Origin of the sequence: Bradyrhizobium sp., from assembly GCF_027451485.1 — a bacterium.
In the GTDB taxonomy this organism is placed as follows: domain Bacteria; phylum Pseudomonadota; class Alphaproteobacteria; order Rhizobiales; family Xanthobacteraceae; genus Bradyrhizobium.
On the sequence record NZ_DAIDJE010000165.1, the window covers coordinates 1 to 15,855 of the forward strand.

The 15,855-nt window shown below is 67.8% G+C and carries 15 protein-coding genes; 12 read left to right on the top strand and 3 right to left on the bottom strand.

Translation table 11 applies throughout. From position 1 onward, the window contains the following. From NEZ08_RS20190 to NEZ08_RS20230, 9 genes are all read left to right on the top strand, one after another. On the top strand, positions 1 to 627 hold a 627-nt coding region (locus NEZ08_RS20190), incomplete at its 5' end, for a M20/M25/M40 family metallo-hydrolase (RefSeq protein WP_298110841.1). A 91-nt stretch (positions 628 to 718) separates the two neighbouring features. Beyond that, positions 719 to 1,690, top strand: a complete 972-nt coding sequence (locus NEZ08_RS20195; protein WP_298110844.1) for a S1C family serine protease — start codon at positions 719 to 721, stop codon at positions 1,688 to 1,690. A gap of 20 nt (positions 1,691 to 1,710) precedes the next feature. Continuing rightward, on the top strand, positions 1,711 to 2,979 hold the full coding sequence (locus NEZ08_RS20200) for an O-antigen ligase (protein WP_298110847.1): 1,269 nt from the start codon (positions 1,711 to 1,713) through the stop codon (positions 2,977 to 2,979). Next, entirely contained in the window at positions 2,976 to 3,860 is an 885-nt protein-coding gene (locus NEZ08_RS20205; protein ID WP_298110850.1) for a glycosyltransferase family 9 protein, read from the top strand. The genes NEZ08_RS20200 and NEZ08_RS20205 overlap by 4 nt, the downstream gene beginning before the upstream one ends. Then, the gene (locus NEZ08_RS20210; RefSeq protein ID WP_298110852.1) at positions 3,860 to 4,906 is read left to right on the top strand and encodes a glycosyltransferase; all 1,047 of its coding nucleotides are present in this window, start codon (positions 3,860 to 3,862) and stop codon (positions 4,904 to 4,906) included. The genes NEZ08_RS20205 and NEZ08_RS20210 overlap by 1 nt, the downstream gene beginning before the upstream one ends. Continuing rightward, positions 4,903 to 5,733, top strand: coding sequence for a fumarylacetoacetate hydrolase family protein (locus NEZ08_RS20215; RefSeq protein ID WP_298110855.1), 831 nt, complete (start codon positions 4,903 to 4,905; stop codon positions 5,731 to 5,733). Before NEZ08_RS20210 ends, NEZ08_RS20215 begins: the two co-directional genes overlap by 4 nt. 11 nt (positions 5,734 to 5,744) lie before the next feature. After that, positions 5,745 to 6,578: a hypothetical protein gene (locus NEZ08_RS20220; protein ID WP_298110858.1), complete on the top strand. Its 834-nt coding sequence runs from the start codon at positions 5,745 to 5,747 to the stop codon at positions 6,576 to 6,578. A 5-nt stretch (positions 6,579 to 6,583) separates the two neighbouring features. Next, positions 6,584 to 8,233, top strand: coding sequence for an FAD-dependent oxidoreductase (locus NEZ08_RS20225; RefSeq protein WP_298110860.1), 1,650 nt, complete (start codon positions 6,584 to 6,586; stop codon positions 8,231 to 8,233). Positions 8,234 to 8,308: 75 nt separating this feature from the next. Beyond that, on the top strand, positions 8,309 to 8,722 hold the full coding sequence (locus NEZ08_RS20230) for a hypothetical protein (RefSeq protein ID WP_298110863.1): 414 nt from the start codon (positions 8,309 to 8,311) through the stop codon (positions 8,720 to 8,722). A gap of 48 nt (positions 8,723 to 8,770) precedes the next feature. Here the strand turns inward: NEZ08_RS20230 and NEZ08_RS20235 are convergent, their stop codons facing one another. Both NEZ08_RS20235 and NEZ08_RS20240 read right to left on the bottom strand, forming a co-directional pair. Then, positions 8,771 to 10,159: a HAMP domain-containing sensor histidine kinase gene (locus NEZ08_RS20235; protein ID WP_298110866.1), complete on the bottom strand. Its 1,389-nt coding sequence runs from the start codon at positions 10,157 to 10,159 to the stop codon at positions 8,771 to 8,773. A 32-nt stretch (positions 10,160 to 10,191) separates the two neighbouring features. Beyond that, positions 10,192 to 10,914 (bottom strand): response regulator, encoded by a 723-nt coding sequence (locus tag NEZ08_RS20240; protein WP_298110869.1) that lies wholly within the window; start codon positions 10,912 to 10,914, stop codon positions 10,192 to 10,194. A 183-nt stretch (positions 10,915 to 11,097) separates the two neighbouring features. On the opposite strand from NEZ08_RS20240, the gene NEZ08_RS20245 reads away from it, so the two are divergent. Further along, positions 11,098 to 11,655, top strand: a complete 558-nt coding sequence (locus NEZ08_RS20245) for a Spy/CpxP family protein refolding chaperone (protein WP_298110871.1) — start codon at positions 11,098 to 11,100, stop codon at positions 11,653 to 11,655. Between the two features lie 61 nt (positions 11,656 to 11,716). Here NEZ08_RS20245 and NEZ08_RS20250 read toward each other — a convergent pair whose 3' ends face one another. Beyond that, positions 11,717 to 12,913, bottom strand: a complete 1,197-nt coding sequence (locus tag NEZ08_RS20250; RefSeq protein ID WP_298110874.1) for an LLM class flavin-dependent oxidoreductase — start codon at positions 12,911 to 12,913, stop codon at positions 11,717 to 11,719. Positions 12,914 to 13,173: 260 nt separating this feature from the next. On the opposite strand from NEZ08_RS20250, the gene NEZ08_RS20255 reads away from it, so the two are divergent. Continuing rightward, on the top strand, positions 13,174 to 14,424 hold the full coding sequence (locus NEZ08_RS20255; RefSeq protein WP_298110876.1) for an ABC transporter substrate-binding protein: 1,251 nt from the start codon (positions 13,174 to 13,176) through the stop codon (positions 14,422 to 14,424). Between the two features lie 89 nt (positions 14,425 to 14,513). Further along, the gene (locus NEZ08_RS20260; RefSeq protein WP_298110878.1) at positions 14,514 to 15,776 is read left to right on the top strand and encodes an ABC transporter substrate-binding protein; all 1,263 of its coding nucleotides are present in this window, start codon (positions 14,514 to 14,516) and stop codon (positions 15,774 to 15,776) included. Positions 15,777 to 15,855 lie beyond the last annotated feature (79 nt).

Sequence of the window (15,855 nt, forward strand, 5' to 3'; positions counted from 1 at the left end):
GTACCGGAACCGGCACGCCCGGATGGCGGTGTCGTCACCGGCCGCTACGCCATCGCGCGGTTTCGCCTCGAGGCGGAGGGCAAGCCGAGCCATGCCGGCGCGCGGCTGGCCGAAGGGCGCAGCGCGATCGCGGAAATGGCCCGCCAGATTCTCGCCATCGAGGCGATGACCACGGCGGATGCGACGTTCAGCGTCGGCGTGCTGCGCGGCGGCGAGTGGGTCAACTGCGTCGCCACCACCTGCACCGCGCAGGCACTGACCATGGCACGGCGCCAGGCCGACCTCGACCGCGCCGTCGCCACCATGGAGGCGCTGGGGCCGATCGGTCAGGGCGTGCGGTTCCGCGCCGTGCGCACCGTGGTCCGCCCGGTCTGGGAAGCCGACGCGTCGACGATGGCGCTGTGGGAGCGCGCGAGCCGCATCGCGCACGGGCTCGGCTTCGCCATCCCGCCGCAGAGTGCCGGCGGCGGTTCGGACGCGAATTTCACCGGCGCGATGGGCATCGCCTCGCTCGACGGGCTTGGCCTTGGCGGCGACGGGTTCCACACGCTCGACGAGCATATCGACGAGGCGACGGTGCTGGCACGCACACGCCTGCTCGCGGGCCTGCTGGCGACGCTCGACTGAGGTGCCGCGCCACGGCCGGCGCCGCTGGCCGCCATTGCCGAGGCACGGGCGCGGCCGCATATAGTGCGGGACGAGGAGATGTGGACCCACGATGGAGCCCGAGGACTGGGAAATCCCTGCTAACCTGCAGCCGCACCCGGACGATTACCGCTTCGACCTGGAGCGGGCGCTCAACGCGGTGGTGGGACTGCGGGCCAATGTGCCGAACGACGCCTTCACCGCCGGCACGCTGGGCACGGAGCGCATCGGCAATGGCGTCGTTATCCGCGAGGACGGGCTGGTACTGACCATCGGCTACCTGATCCAGGAGGCTGAGTCCGTCTGGCTGATCACCGCGGACGGGCGTGCCGTGCCGGGCCATCCGCTGGCGTTCGACAGCAATTCCGGGCTCGGCCTGGTGCAGGCGTTGGGCCAACTGCACCTGCCGGTGCTGGAGTTCGGCGACTCCGAGGCGCTGGCGGTTGGCGCCGAGGCGATCATGGCGGCGGGCGGCGGGCGGCGGCACGCGATCGAGACCCGCATCGTCAGCCGGCAGGAATTCGCCGGCTACTGGGAATATGTCGTGGACAACGCGATCTTCATCGCGCCGGCGCACCCGTTCTGGTCCGGCTCGGCGCTGATCTCGCCCGATGGCAAGCTGCTCGGCACCGGCTCGCTGATCCTCCAGCAGGGCGACGGTAAGCGGCGGATGGACATGAACATGGTGGTGCCCGTCGCGGCCCTGCGGCCGGTGCTCGACGACCTGCTGACGCTTGGCCGCCGCAGCGGTCCCGCCCGCCCCTGGCTCGGCGTCTATGCGATGGAGGGCGAGGAAGGCATCGTGGTGGGTGGTCTCGCGGAAAAAGGCCCGGCGGCGCGCGCCGGAATTCAGCAGGGCGACCGGATCATCGGCGTGGGCGACGAGGATGTGTCGGACCTCGCGGCTCTGTGGCGCAAGGTGTGGCAGGCCGGGCCCGCCGGCTCGACCGTGCTGCTGCGCGTCGGCCGCGACGGGTCGCGCATCGCGGTGCGCATCACCTCGGCCGACCGGCAGAGTTTTCTGCGCGGACCCAAGCTGCACTGATGGTGGCCGGACCCCGGTCCGTGGCGCCGCCGCGTTGGGCGCCGCCGCGTTGGGCGCTGCGTGCGGCACAGGGGGCGGTGGCGCTGCTGCCGCTGTTCCTGTTGCATGCGCGCGCGTTGGCGGAGGTGGCCGTCGCCACCGCCGACCTGGTCTTTCTGTGGCAGATGGCGGCGACCCGGTCATGGCGCTGGCTGCGCGCGCCCGAGGTGCTGCCCGGGCTGCTGTTCTGGGCGTGGCAACTGATCTGCTCGCTGCCCGGCCATGCCGCCGGCGGCATGCCCGCCTTCATCCAGGCGCTGGCATCGATCCGCTGGTTCCTGCTGATCCCCGCGCTGAGCCGGGTGGTGCTGGCCGAGGAGGCCGTGCAGACCTGGTTCATGCGCATGCTGACGGTCGCGGTGCTGTATATCGGCGGCAATGTCTGGCTGCAGCAGTTCACTGGCTTCGATCTGTGGGAGTTCCGGCGCTGGGCGGATGGCTCGCTGACCGGCCCGTTCTATGAGCCGCGGGCCAGCGCGCCGCTGGTGCGCATGCTGTTCCCGGTGCTGCTGCCCTGGGTGGCGCGGGCCCGGCTCGCGGGTGCCACGGTTCTGTTGCTGCTGACCGTCGTCACCATGGTGTTGATCGGCCAGCGCATGCCGGTGCTGCTGCTGCTGCTGGGGTTGGCGACCACGGCGCTGCTGCTGCCACGCCTGCGCAAGCTGGCACTGGGCTTCCTGGTGCTGGTGCCGTTGCTGGTGCTGGGCACCGTGCTGTTCTCGCCGCAGGCGCATCACCGGCTGGTGACGCTGTTCGCCAACACGATGCTGCATTTCCCCGACAGCCCCTATGGCTCGCTCTATCTGCGCGCGCTGGCGATGGCGCAGAACCATCCCTGGCTCGGCTGGGGCTTCGACGGGTTCCGCCACGCCTGCGCCGATCCGCAGAATTTCCGCGCCTTTCCGGAGCTGGGTCAGCACCTGGTGGCGGGTGGCGGCGCGGGCATCTGCAACATCCATCCGCACAACATCTATTTCGAGGCGCTGACCAATGCCGGCCTGCCCGGGCTGGTGTTCTTCGCCGCCGCGGTGCTGGCCTGGATGCTGGTGACCGGGCGCGGCCTGTGGCGTGGCGCCACCACACCGGAACAGACGCTGCGGGCTGGGGTCTTGGTCGCGATCCTCGTGCATTTCTGGCCGATCGCCTCATCGAGCTCCGCCTTCGACGTCTATACCTCCGGCATCGGCTATATGATGGCGGGGTTCGGGGTGGCGCTCGCCCGGGCAGCGCCAGCCGCGCGCGGCGCATGAGGCGGATTCTCTTTGTCACGTCCAACCGCATCGGCGATGCGGTACTCTCCACCGGCCTGCTCGACCATCTGCTGCGAACCTATCCGCAAGCGCGCTTCACCGTTGCCTGCGGAACGGTGGCGGAGGGTGTGTTCCTGCGCATGCCGCGCCTCGAGCGGCTGATCCTGATGGAGAAGCGTCGCGACCGGCGGCACTGGCTGCCGCTGTGGGCGGCGAGCGCGTTCACGCGGTGGGACCTGGTGGTCGATATCCGCGCCTCGGCGCTGCCCTATCTGGTGCCGGCGAGACGCCGGGCCCGCATGCGCCGGTGCCAGGGGGCGAAAGTGGCGCAGCTCGCCGCCGTGCTCGGCCTCGATCCGCCGCCGCTGCCAGTGGTCTGGACGGCGCCCGAGGACGAAGCCCGCGCCGACGCGCTGCTGCCGCCGGGACGGCTTCTCGTGTTGGCGCCGACCGCCAACTGGACCGGCAAGATCTGGCCCGCGGAGCGGTTCGTCGAGCTGGGCCAGCGCCTGCTCGCCGGGGCGCTGGCGGGGGCGGCGATCGCGGTCATGGCCGGGCCCGGTGCCATGGAGCGCGAGCTCGCGGCACCGGTGCTGGCCGCCTTCCCCGCCGCGATCGACCTCGCCGGCCGCCTCTCGCTGCCGGAAGCGGCCGCCTGTCTCAAACGCGCCTCGTTGTTTATCGGCAATGATTCCGGGCTGATGCACCTCGCCGCCGCGGCCGGGGCGCCGACGCTCGGCCTGTTCGGCCCGACGCCGGCCGCCGAATACGCACCGGCAGGGCGGCGAGCCGCCGCGAGCATGGCCGCGGACGGGACGATGGCGGGTCTGCCGGTCGCGCAGGCGCTGGACGCGGCCATGCTCCTGCTGGGAGCGGCGTGATGCGTATCGCGCATATCATGGCAGGCGCGCGCGACGGTGGCGCCGAGCTGTTCTACGAGCGCATGGCGATCGCGCAGGCGGGCGCCGGCGAGAGCGTGCTCCCCATCATCCGCACCGACGCGCCGCGCGCGGGACGGCTGCGCGCGGCCGGGCTCGAGCCGGTGCAACTGCGCTTCGGCGGCCCGATCGACATCCTGACGCGCCCGCGCATCGGCCGAGCGTTGCGCCGCTTCGGGCCTGCGATCGCGATGACCTGGATGAGCCGTGCCTCGATGCATGCGCCGCGCGGCGACTGGGTCCTCGTCGGGCGCCTCGGTGGCTATTACGACCCGAAATACTTCCGCGCCTGCGAGCACCTGGTCGGCAACACGCACGGCATCGTGACCTGGCTGCGCGGGCAGGGCATTCCGCCATCCCGCACGCATTACCTCCCGAATTTCGTCGATGATTTCGATGGCGTGGCGGCCGCCGACCGCGCGGCACTCGGCATCCCCGCGGCCGCACCGATGCTGCTCGGGCTTGGCCGCCTGCATCGCGACAAGGGCTTCGACATCGCGCTCAAGGCCCTCGCGAGGATACCCGGCGCGCATCTCGCGATTGCCGGCAGCGGGCCCGAGGAGGCGGCACTGCGGACCCTGGCCGCGGAACTCGGCGTCGCCCAGCGCGCGCATTTCCTGGGCTGGCGCCGCGACGCGGGGGCGTTGCTCGCGGCATGCGACATCTTTCTCTGCTCCTCCCGCGGCGAGCCGCTGGGCAACATGGTGCTGGAGGCCTGGTCGGCACGGCGACCGGTCGTGGCGCTGGCGGCCCTTGGCCCCGCGGAGCTGATCGCGCAGGACGAGACTGGGATCGTGGTACCGCTTGAGGACGCGGCGGCGCTGGCGGCGGGGGTCGCGCGGGTGCTGGGCGACGCGGGGTTCGCGGCGCGGCTCGCCAGCAACGCGCGGGAGCGTTACGAACGCGATTTCATGCAGGCGCCGGTGCTGGCGACGTGGCGGCGCCTGTTCGAACAACTGATCGCACAGAAAGGGGAGACGCCACGATGAAACTGATGAGCTTCCGCGACGCATCGGGCCGCGACGGCTGGGGTGTGGTCGAGGGCGACAAGGTCGCCGACCTCACGGCAAGCGCGCCCACGTTGCGCGCGGCCCTCGCCGCTGGCCGGCCGATCACGGTGCCGGCGGCAGCGCGGCGCCTCGGCCTCGCCGGCCTGACCTATCTGCCGCCGATTCCGGACCCGGACAAGATCATCTGCGTCGGTCTCAACTATCTCACCCACATCCGCGAAGGCGGGCGCGAGCCGCCGGCGATGCCGACGATCTTCACCCGCTGGGCCAACACCCAGGTCGGGCACGGGCAGCCGATGATCCGGCCCAAGGTTTCGCCCACGTTCGACTACGAGGGCGAGCTCGCCTTCGTCATCGGTAAACGTTGCCGGCACGTATCGGAAGCGGAGGCAATGTCCGTCGTTGCCGGGTATTCCTGCTATAATGACGGGTCGATCCGCGAATGGCAGCGCCATTCCACGCAGTTCACACCGGGCAAGAATGTTCCGGCAACCGGCGCCTTCGGGCCTTTTCTCGTCACGCCGGACGACGTAGGCGACATCACCCGCTCGAGCCTGGTCACCCGGCTCAACGGTCAGGAAGTGCAGCGCGCGACGATCGACGACCTGGTGTTCGGCGTCGCTCGGCTCGTCGCCTATTGCTCTGGCTTCACGGTGCTGGAGCCGGGCGATGTCGTCATCACCGGCACCACCGGCGGTGTGGGCGCCTATCACAAGCCGCCGTTGTGGATGAAGCCCGGCGACACGGTGGAGGTGGAGATCTCGGGAGTCGGTACGCTGACCAACCCGATCGCCGACGAAACCTGAGCGGGGCTGCGATGAGCGGGGAACAGGATTTCGCCCAGCACACGACCGGGCGCATCACCGGGCGGACCAGGCTGCTCGGCATCGTGGGCGATCCGATCGCGCAGGTCGGCGCGCCCGCCATCTGCAACCCGCTGATCGCCGCCTCGGGCACGGACGCGGTGCTGCTGCCGCTGCACGTGAAGCAGGCGCATTTCGAGCCGGTGATGCGGGGGTTGATGCAGCTCGCCAATCTCGACGGGATGATCCTCACCGTTCCGTTCAAACAACGGGTTCTCTCGCTTGCCGATACCGTCCTGCCCACCGCTTCCCTGGTCGGTGCCGCCAACACGCTGCGCCGCGAGACGGACGGCACCTGGAGTGCTGACATGTTCGATGGCGCCGGCCTGTTGCGCGCGCTGGAGGGGCTGGGCCTGAGCGCGCGGGGGGCGGCGGTGCTGCTGCTGGGCGCGGGCGGAGCGGGGCGGGCCATCGCGGTGGCGCTCGCCCAGGCCGGGGTGGCGCGGCTCGGTATCCATGATCTCGATCGCACCAGGGCGGCCGGGGTGGCAGCCCTTGCACGGCAGGCGGCACCGGGCTGCGCCGCCACGACGGCAGAGCCGGTCGCGCGCGGCTATGACGTCGTTATCAACGCCACACCGGTCGGCATGCGACCGGGCGACGGGCTGCCGGCGCCACTCGGGCCGCTTGACGACGTAGCCGGGGTGATCGACATCGTCACCGATCCGGAGGTGACGCCGCTGCTGGCCGCGGCAAGGCAGGCCGGCTGTCGCGCCGCGGGCGGCAAGGCGATGATCGAGGGACAGGCCCGCGCGCTGCTGGAATTCTTTCGCATCCCGGTGTCCTGATCCCGATGACGCAGCTCGCGCGCACGCAGGTTCTGGTGGTCGGCGGCGGCCCGGTGGGCATGACGCTGGCGATGGATCTGGCGTGGCGCGGCATCGCGGTGACCGTCGCCGAGCTGCGCCACACCGGCGAACCGCCGAGCGTGAAATGCAACCATGTCGCCGCCCGCTCGATGGAGATCTTCCGTCGCCTCGGCGTCGCGGCGGCGCTGCGCGAGGCGGGACTGCCGGCGGACTATCCCAACGATGTCGCCTATCGCACCACCGCGACCGGCACCGAGCTGTCGCGCATCGCCATCCCCTGCCGCGCCGAGCGCTATACCAGAAAGGACGGGCCCGACGGCTGGTGGCCGACTCCCGAGCCACCGCACCGCATCAACCAGATCTATCTGGAGCCGGTGCTGGTCCGCCACGCCGCCGCCATGCCGGGGCTGCGCCTGCTTCATCGCACCGCGGTCGAGGGCTTCGTGCAGACGGATGACGGCGTCACCGCGACGCTGCGCGACCTCGACAGCGGCCAGGTCCGGCAGATCGCCTGCGACTATCTGGTCGGCTGCGACGGCGCGCGCTCGGAAATCCGCCACGCGATCGGCGCGCGCCTGGTCGGCGATGCGGTGGTGCAGCGGGTGCAGTCCACCTTCATCCGCGCCCCTTCCCTGCTCGGCCTGATGCGCGAGCCTCCGGCCTGGGCGACGTTCTCGATCAATCCGCGGCGCAGCGGCAACATGTATGCGATCGACGGGCGGCAGACCTGGCTCGTGCACAATTATCTCCGACCGGACGAGGAGGATTTCGAAGCCGTCGATCGCGATCGCTGCATCCGCCTGATCCTGGGCGTCGATGATCGTTTCGACTATGATATAATAAGCAAGGAGGACTGGATCGGCCGCCGTCTGCTCGCCGAGCGTTTCCGCGACCGCCGGGTTTTCCTGTGCGGCGATGCCGCCCATATCTGGGTGCCGATGGCGGGCTATGGCATGAACGCCGGCATCGCCGACGCGGCGAATCTTGCCTGGCTGCTGGCGGCCGCCCTGAAGGGATGGGGGACACCCGCGATTCTCGACGCCTATGAGGCCGAGCGTCTGCCGATCACCGAACAGGTCTCGCGCTTTGCCATGGACCATGCGCTGGCACTTGGCCGCCAGCGCGACGCCGTGCCGCCCGAGATCGAGGCGCCAGGGCACGAGGGCGAGGCGGCCCGCGCCCGCGTTGGCCGCGCGCTCTACGATCTCAACGTCAACCAGTATTGCTGCGGCGGTCTGAATTTCGGCTATTTCTATGACTCCTCGCCGATCATCGCCTATGACGGCGAGGCGCCGCCGCCCTATGGCATGTATGACTTCACGCCTTCCACCGTGCCGGGCTGTCGCACACCGCATCTCTGGCTGCGCGACGGGCGCTCGCTTTATGACGCGATGGGTCCGGATTTCACGCTGCTGCGGGTGGACCCCGACATCGATGTGCACCCGCTTCTCGCCGTCGCACGAAAGCGGAGGCTGCCACTCGCGGTGCTGGACCTCGATGCGCCGGAGACGGCGAGCCTCTATCCGCGAAAGCTGGTGCTGTCGCGGCCCGACCAGCACGTGGCCTGGCGTGGCGATGCGCTGCCCGCGGATCCGCTGGCCCTGATCGAGCGCGTCCGCGGTGGCGCTGCCTGAGGCGGGTTCATTTCGAACGCGCTTGCAAAGCTGCCGGGAATGGGCAAGCCTCGGCCAACACCAAGGAACACTCCGATGCAATGGAAAGCCGCAGCTCTCCTCGTGGTCCTGGCCGGGTGTGCCCAGCAAGGCGGCGCATCGGCCATGGCCGCCGGGCCCAAGGCCCTCGCCGCCTTCGTGGGAAACTGGAACGGCACCTGGGACGGCAAGCTCGCCACCACGCTCGTTGTTGAAAGCGTGACGCCGCCCACCGCGCGCGTCATCTACGAATGGGGAATCGCGACAGCGTGGCAGGTCGATAACCCCGGCTTCATACGGGGCACGGCCCGCTTCTTTGGCGACAAGCTGGTGCTGCACCTGCCGAGCGGCGCCACCGCCGTCTATGTCATGCAGCCCGACGGCACGCTCGCTGGCACGCTCGCCGGCCCCATCGCCGGCCCCTATGCGCCACAAGGTGGCGTCGTCCACGCGACGCTTGCCAGGCAGTAGCGCCGGGGCCAGCGCCTGCCGCCCGGCGAGGCAGCGCACACCCGGCGGTCATCGCGGCAGCGACAGGACGGCACGCAGACCACCCGCCGCTCGATTGATCAGCGTTATTTGCCCGCCATTGGCTTGCGCGATCGACTGCGCGATCGCCAGGCCAAGTCCGGTGCCACCGGTCTCGCGGCTGCGCGATGGCTCAAGGCGATAGAAAGGCTCGAACACGTTTTGCCGTTCGGCCTCGGGGATACCAGGACCTTCGTCGTCGATGGCGATCGTTATCGTGCTCGGCGATGCAAGAAGCTCGACCCGAGCCGTCTTGCCGTATTTGAGGGCGTTGTCCAGCAGATTGCTGACCACGCGGCGCAAGGCCCCAGGCCGACATTCGAGGATGACCGATTCCGTCGGGGTCATGCTGACCGCAAGCCCGGCATCGGCCATGTCGTCCACGATCGCCATCAGCAGCGCGGTCAGGTCGGTTCGTCGCAGGGGTTCGGTGGCGGCCTCGTCGCGCGCGAAATTCAGGATAGCGGCGATCATCACATCGAGATCGGCGATATTCGCGAGCATGCGATCACGCTCCTCGCGTTCGGGCAGGGCTTCAAGGCGTAGCCGCAACAGCGTGAGCGGTGTGCGCAAATCATGGGACAGGGCGGCCAACATGCGCGTGCGGGTTTCCAATATTCGTTGCAGGCGAGCCTGCATCTCGTTGAAGACCTGCGCCGCCTGGCGCATCTCGCGGCTGCCGGCTTCGACGATCGGTGGGGCGTTGACATCGCGCCCGAGGCGCTCGGCCGCCCGAATGACCGTGCCGAGCGGGGCGGTGACGCGCCGGACGGCCCAGAGCGAAGCGAGCACGACGATGCCCGACATCAGCAGCATGGCCACCAGGAATTGCCACGACGTCGAGGGACCGGATTCGGGTAACGCCGCGTTGAACAGGAGAAACTGCCCGTTGGTGAGCCGGATGCTCGCCCGCATGCTGCGCCAGTCGCCGAAGCGGCCGATGCCAGGCCCCATCATCCGAGCGAACATCGGTGCTCCCCGCCCGATCATCCGACCGAACATTGGCCCCCCTGGCCCCATTCCCGCGAAGGGCGGACCCAAGGTTCCGCTCACGGCGACGCGCAGCCCCGTCGCCAGCGCCGGCGGCAATTGTTCCGCCAGATAGCGTTGGAACGACCTGTCCGCCGTATCGGGCGCGGTTTGGGTATCCGGACGGGGCTGCGCGGACAACGAGACGCGCAGGGTCGGATCGCTGGCGGCAGCGACGATGCGGGCGCGCCAATCCTCGGGAGCCTCATCGATCAGCCGCGCTAGATTGGCGATGCGCTGCGCCGCCGCGTAGCCGCTGATGGCCCGCACCGCCTGCTGACGCTCGGCGGTGTAGAACCAGCCTGCAAGAAGGTGCGAGATCACGAGCCCGCTGAGCAGGATCAGAATCATCTGGCTGGCCAGCGTGCGCGGCAGAAATCGCGTCATATCCGTTCCACCGCCATCGCGAACATGTATCCGCCGCCCCAGATGGTCTTGATCATCCGCGGTTCGGCCGGATCGCGTTCGAGCTTCTTGCGCAGACGACTGATCTGGGTGTCGATACTACGATCGAACGCCGTGGCGGCGCGGCCGCGCGCCAGATCGAGAAGCTGCTCGCGGCTCAACACACGCTGCGGCCGTTCAACCAACGCCAGCAGCAGTTCGTATTCACCGGTGCTGAGCGGCACGGTGACGCCATCATCGCGCAGCAATTCCCGCCTTGCGGTCTCCAGAACCCAGCGATCGAACCGGTAGTGCGTCGATGCCGCCTGGCGTTCGATCGCGACATCGTTCGCTTGGCTGCGACGCAGCACTGCCCGGATGCGGGCGATCAACTCGCGGCTGCCGAACGGCTTGGGCAGGTAGTCGTCGGCCCCCATCTCCAGACCGATGACCCGATCCACCTCGTCGCCCTTGGCGGTGAGCATGATGATCGGCACACGGCTTTCGGCGCGAACGCCGCGGCACAGCGACAGCCCATCCTCGCCCGGCAGCATCAGATCAAGCAGAATGAGATCGATGCGGCTGTCGGCCAGGACCTTGCGCATGGCCTTGCCATCGGCCGCGACGCTCACACGAAATCCCTCAAGGCTGAGCACTCGCGACACCAGATCACGGATCTCGCGATGATCATCGACGATCAGGATATGCGGGCCGGAATTCATTGGTGGAACCTAGGTCGCTTTCGATCGCGGGTCCGCAGGATAATTGTAGCGAGATTTGTCCGATGCGGCGTCTGCCACATCTTGCCACAAATCGGGCGGCCGCCGGCAAAACCTGGTGACAGATGAGCGCCAGATAGGGCGTCGCGGCCGATACGCTGCCGCGGTAACACAAGGATCATCTCGATGAAGAATGTCACCAGGATCCTGGTCGTCGGGGCCACTCTGCTCGCAGCCGGCGGCATCGGCGCCATCGCCATCGCTCAGACCGCCGGTCCAGGCTTCGGTCCCCCGTTCATGCATGGCCCGATGGGCATGGGGCCGGGCATGATGGGAGGTCCGCAGGGGCACGAGTTCGGCGACCCTGCCGCCCGCCTGGGGGCCCTGAAAACCGCGCTCGGTATCAAGCCGGGGCAGGCCAATGCCTGGGAGACCTATACCAAGGCGATCGAGGCGACCGCGGCGCGGATGCGTGCCGACCGCCAGGCGATCGATCCGCAGGCAATCCGGGCGATGCCGCTGAAGGACAGGATCGCGTTCATGACCAGGCAGATGCAACGGCGCGATACGGCCTTGACCGACGTGAAGGCCGCCGCCAGCACATTGATGGCCTCGCTGGACGACGCACAGAAGGCCAAGGCGCGGACGTTGCTCCCAGGCATCGCGGCGCCTGGTCCCTCTGGCATGCCCATGATGCGACGGGGCATGGGAATGATGGGATCGATGCAAGGCGGCTGGCACTGACCGACCCGATCCCATCCGGCCGGGGCCGGCGGTGGTTTGCCGCCGGGCCCGGTCGGGTGGCTCACGCCCCCTTGGGCGTGGCGCCAGAAACCCGCGCGTCGAATTGCTCCGGCACCGGCTTGCCCGCGTCGGTATAGGCGCGGCGGATCGCATCGACATTGGGCCGGAAGATCGTATCGCGATTGGAACGGGTCCAGGCATTGGACGCGGCGATGGCGTCCGCGGAGCCCTGGAAGCGCGGCATGACCCAGCGCGCGAACAGCTCGTAGCTGCGCCAGGTCTGCTCACGGTTCGCCCAGTCATGGGCGCGGAACATCACCCCGCCGATGTCGCCGCCAGCGCGCTCGATCAGCTGCTCGATGCCGCGGGCGACGGTCTCGGGTGAGCCCACGAGCGTCGTACCTGCGGCGACACCCTCGCGTAGCGGGTCCTCGGCGCGGCCCGGTGGCCGGGCCAGCGTTTCCTCGAAATAGGTCACGGTCTCGAGCCGCTCGCCCACGCGCACCTCGGCCAGCGCCTGCTCGTCGTCCTCCGCCACGTGCAGGTTGAGTACGAGCCGCCATTCGCGACGGTCCATCGTCTTGCCGTGCTGGGCAGCGGTCTCCTCGGCGATGGCCCATTGTTTCGCGAGCGCATCGGCACCACCCGGCAGCCCGGCGCCGAGCGAGAGCACGCCAAGGCCGTGCCGCCCCGCCGCCGCGACGCCCGCGGGCGTCAGGGTGCTGGCCACCGCGATCGGGAAACGCGGATAGGTGTAGGGGGCGAGGTGCAGCCGCGCCTGGCGCAGCGTGAACCAGTCGGCCTCGCGCGTCACCGTCTCGCCGGCGAGCAGGGCGATGATCACATCGAGCGCCTCGTCCATACGCCGGCGCTGCACCGCGGGCTCGATGCCGAGCATGTAGGCGTCGGACACCAGCGCGCCCGGCCCACAGCCGAGCATGGCGCGCCCGCGGGTCATGTGGTCGAGCTGGGTGAACCGCTGCGCCACCAGGAACGGGTTGTGATAGGGCAGCGAGGTCACGCCGGAGCCGATGCGGATGTGCTTCGTCCGCTCCGCCGCGGCGGCGATGATCAGCTCCGGCGAGGCGATGGTCTCCCACCCCGCGGAATGGTGCTCGCCGACCCAGGCCTCGTCGAAGCCGAGATGGTCGAGCCATTCGATGAGGTCGATGTCGCGCCGCATCGCAAGCGTCGGGTTGTCACCGAGGCGATGAAAGGGGGCGAGGAAAATGCCGAAAATCAGACCACGATGGCGCATGGCGAGATGATTGCTCCGGTTGCGGCTTCATGATGCCCCGCCGCCCGCCAAGCGAAAAGCCCGCCACGGCGCCCGGCGGAACACGGGGCGCGGACCGCAGCTTGCGACGAATCAAGATAATACGACGCGACTTCCCTCTTGCATGGTGTGCGCGGCTTCGCCATAAAGCTGCCATAACACCGCCAACGAGCGGCGTGGGTTTCGCGGGTGCGTGGCATAGCGCCGCCAACGCGGTCCATGTTCACAGGGAGGATAACGGAATGGTCCAACGCAAGTCGGGCGGATTCGGTCGCCGTCGTGTGCTCCAGGGTGCCGCCGCCATCGGCGCATCGCAGCTTGCCGCGCCGTTCATCGTCTCCGCGCTCGGCGAGGTACCGATCAAGGTGGGGTTCGTTGATCCGTTGACCGGCAGTCTCTCGCTGCAGGCCGTCTCGGAGGTGGAAGGCGCGCGTTACGGCACCGCGGAGATCAACAAGAAGGGCGGCATCATGGGCCGGCCGGTCGAACTCCTCGTCGAGGATTCGGCCAATGACGTCGGCACCGGCGTCCAGAAAACGCGAAAGCTGATCGAGCGCGACCAGGTCAGTTTCATCATCGGTGACGTCAATTCGGGTATCGCGATCGCGATGGCCCAGGTCACCAGCGAGAAGAAAATCCTCCATATCGTATCCGGTGGTCACACCGATCCGATCACCGGGAAGAACTGCACCTGGAACGTATTTCGTATCTGCAATTCCACCGCGATGGACGCCAACGCGATTGCCTCGACGCTGATCGAGAAATTCGGCAAGCGCTGGTATTTCCTGACGCCCGACTATGCCTACGGTCATTCCGTTCAGGCTGGCTTCGAAAAACTACTGAAAGCCGCCGGAGGCACCTCCGCCGCGTCGCTGGTTCCGCTGGGGACGCCCGACTATTCGGCCTACCTGATTCAGGCGAAGGCTTACGCACCGCAGGTGTTGATCAACGTGATGGGCGGCGGCGACCAGGTCTCCAGCCTCAAGCAGTTCGTCCAGTTCGGCCTCGACAAGCAGATGGCGGTCGGAGGCACCTTGTTCGAACTCGAGAGCATTCGCGCCGTACCTGACGGCGCGCGTGTCGGATGGTGGACCATGGAGTGGTGGTGGGACCAGCCGGGGGTCCCTCATGTCGCCGAATTCAACGCCTCGATGAAAAAAATCACCGGCGCCTCCGCGACAGCGCGTAACTGGTTCGGCTATGCCTCGGTGCAGACCCTCGCGACGATCGCAAATCAGGAAAAGACGCTGGATTCCGTCAAGCTCGCCAGAGCGCTTGCGGGATTCAAGCTGCCGCCGGAAATCGCGCTTCAGCCGGGCGCACCGGCCTTCCGTGAAGGCGACCATGAACTGATGAGCACCGTCTTTGTCGGCGAAGCGCATCCCCCCAAGGGCGACCCCGACAACATGTTCACGGTGCACAACCCCGTGCCCGGAGAGAAAGCGGCTGGCCCTGCCGAGGCTACCGGCTGCAAGATACGTTGGCCGGCCTGAACTCATTTTAACAGTGGATCAATCGCGGCCGGAACCCTCGAGGTGACGGCCGCGAAATTCAAAACAGTAATAATAAGGAGGAGCGTTTTATGAGTTCGCAGACTTTCGGCCCAAAATTCAATCGTCGCTCGCTGGTGAAGGGCGCCGCGGCATTGGGTGCCTTCCAGGTCGCCTCACCCTTTCTGATCCAGGCACGTGGTGAAGCGCCGCTGCGCATCGGCATGGTCGATCCGCTTACCGGCGTCTATGCCGCGCCGGCCGGCAACGAGGTGATGGGCGCCAAGCTCGCCGTGGAGCATATCAATGCGAAAGGCGGCATATTGGGACGACAGGTCGAACTGCTTGTCGAGGATTCCGCCAACGACGTTGGCACGGGCGTACAGAAGGCCCGCAAGCTGATCGAGCGTGACCAGGTCAGCTTCATGATCGGCGACGTCAATTCGGCGATTGCCGCCGCGATCGCCCAGGTGACCAACGAAAAGAAGATCCTGCACATCGTCTCCGGCGGTCACACCGACTCGATTACTGGAAAGGACTGCAAATGGAACGTCTTCCGCGTTTGCAACACGACGCGGATGGAAGCCAATTCCGTTTGCGGCGTGCTGTTCAAGAAGTACGGCAAGAAATGGCACTTCATCACGCCCGACTATGCGTTCGGCCACACGCTGTTTGACGCCTGCACTGCCGATCTGAAAAAGCTCGGCGGCACGGTGACCGGCAACGAACTGACCCCGCTCGGCACCACGGATTTCTCCGCCTATTTGATCAAGGCGCGGGCCGCCAATCCGGATGTGATGATCTTGTTGGTGCAGGGCTCCGACATGATCAATTGTCTGAAGCAGATCGTGCAATTCGGTCTGAACAAGCAGATCCATGTCGCGGGCACCCAGCAGGAACTGGAATCGCTCGCGGGTCTTCCGCCGGAAGCACGGATCGGCACCTGGATGTTCGAATGGTACTGGAAACAGCCCGGCGTCGCCGGCGTCGACAAATTCGTCGCCGACATCCGCAAGGTCAACAACGGCCATGTGCCGACCGCGCGGCACTGGTTTGGCTACACCTCGGCGATGAGCTTTGCCCTGGTCGCGAACCAGCAAAAGACGCTCGACGCCGTCAAGCTTTCCGGAGCACTTGAGAATTTCGAACTGCCTGACGACGTCAAGCTGCAACCGAACAAGGTCTATTATCGCAAGGGCGATCATCAGTTGATGACGTCGGCCTTTGTCGGCGAGGCCCAATCCACCGGCAAGGACGATCCGGAAGACCTCTACAAAGTCGATGAAGTCGTTGCCGGCGACAAGACGGCGCCGCCTGTCGACGAAACCGGCTGTACGATCAAGTGGCCGACCTAAGTGCGGCTAACGGCTGACCGGCTGATCCGGGAGCAAAAGCCTCCCGAATCAAGCGTTGAAGGAATGTTCTCGGTGAATT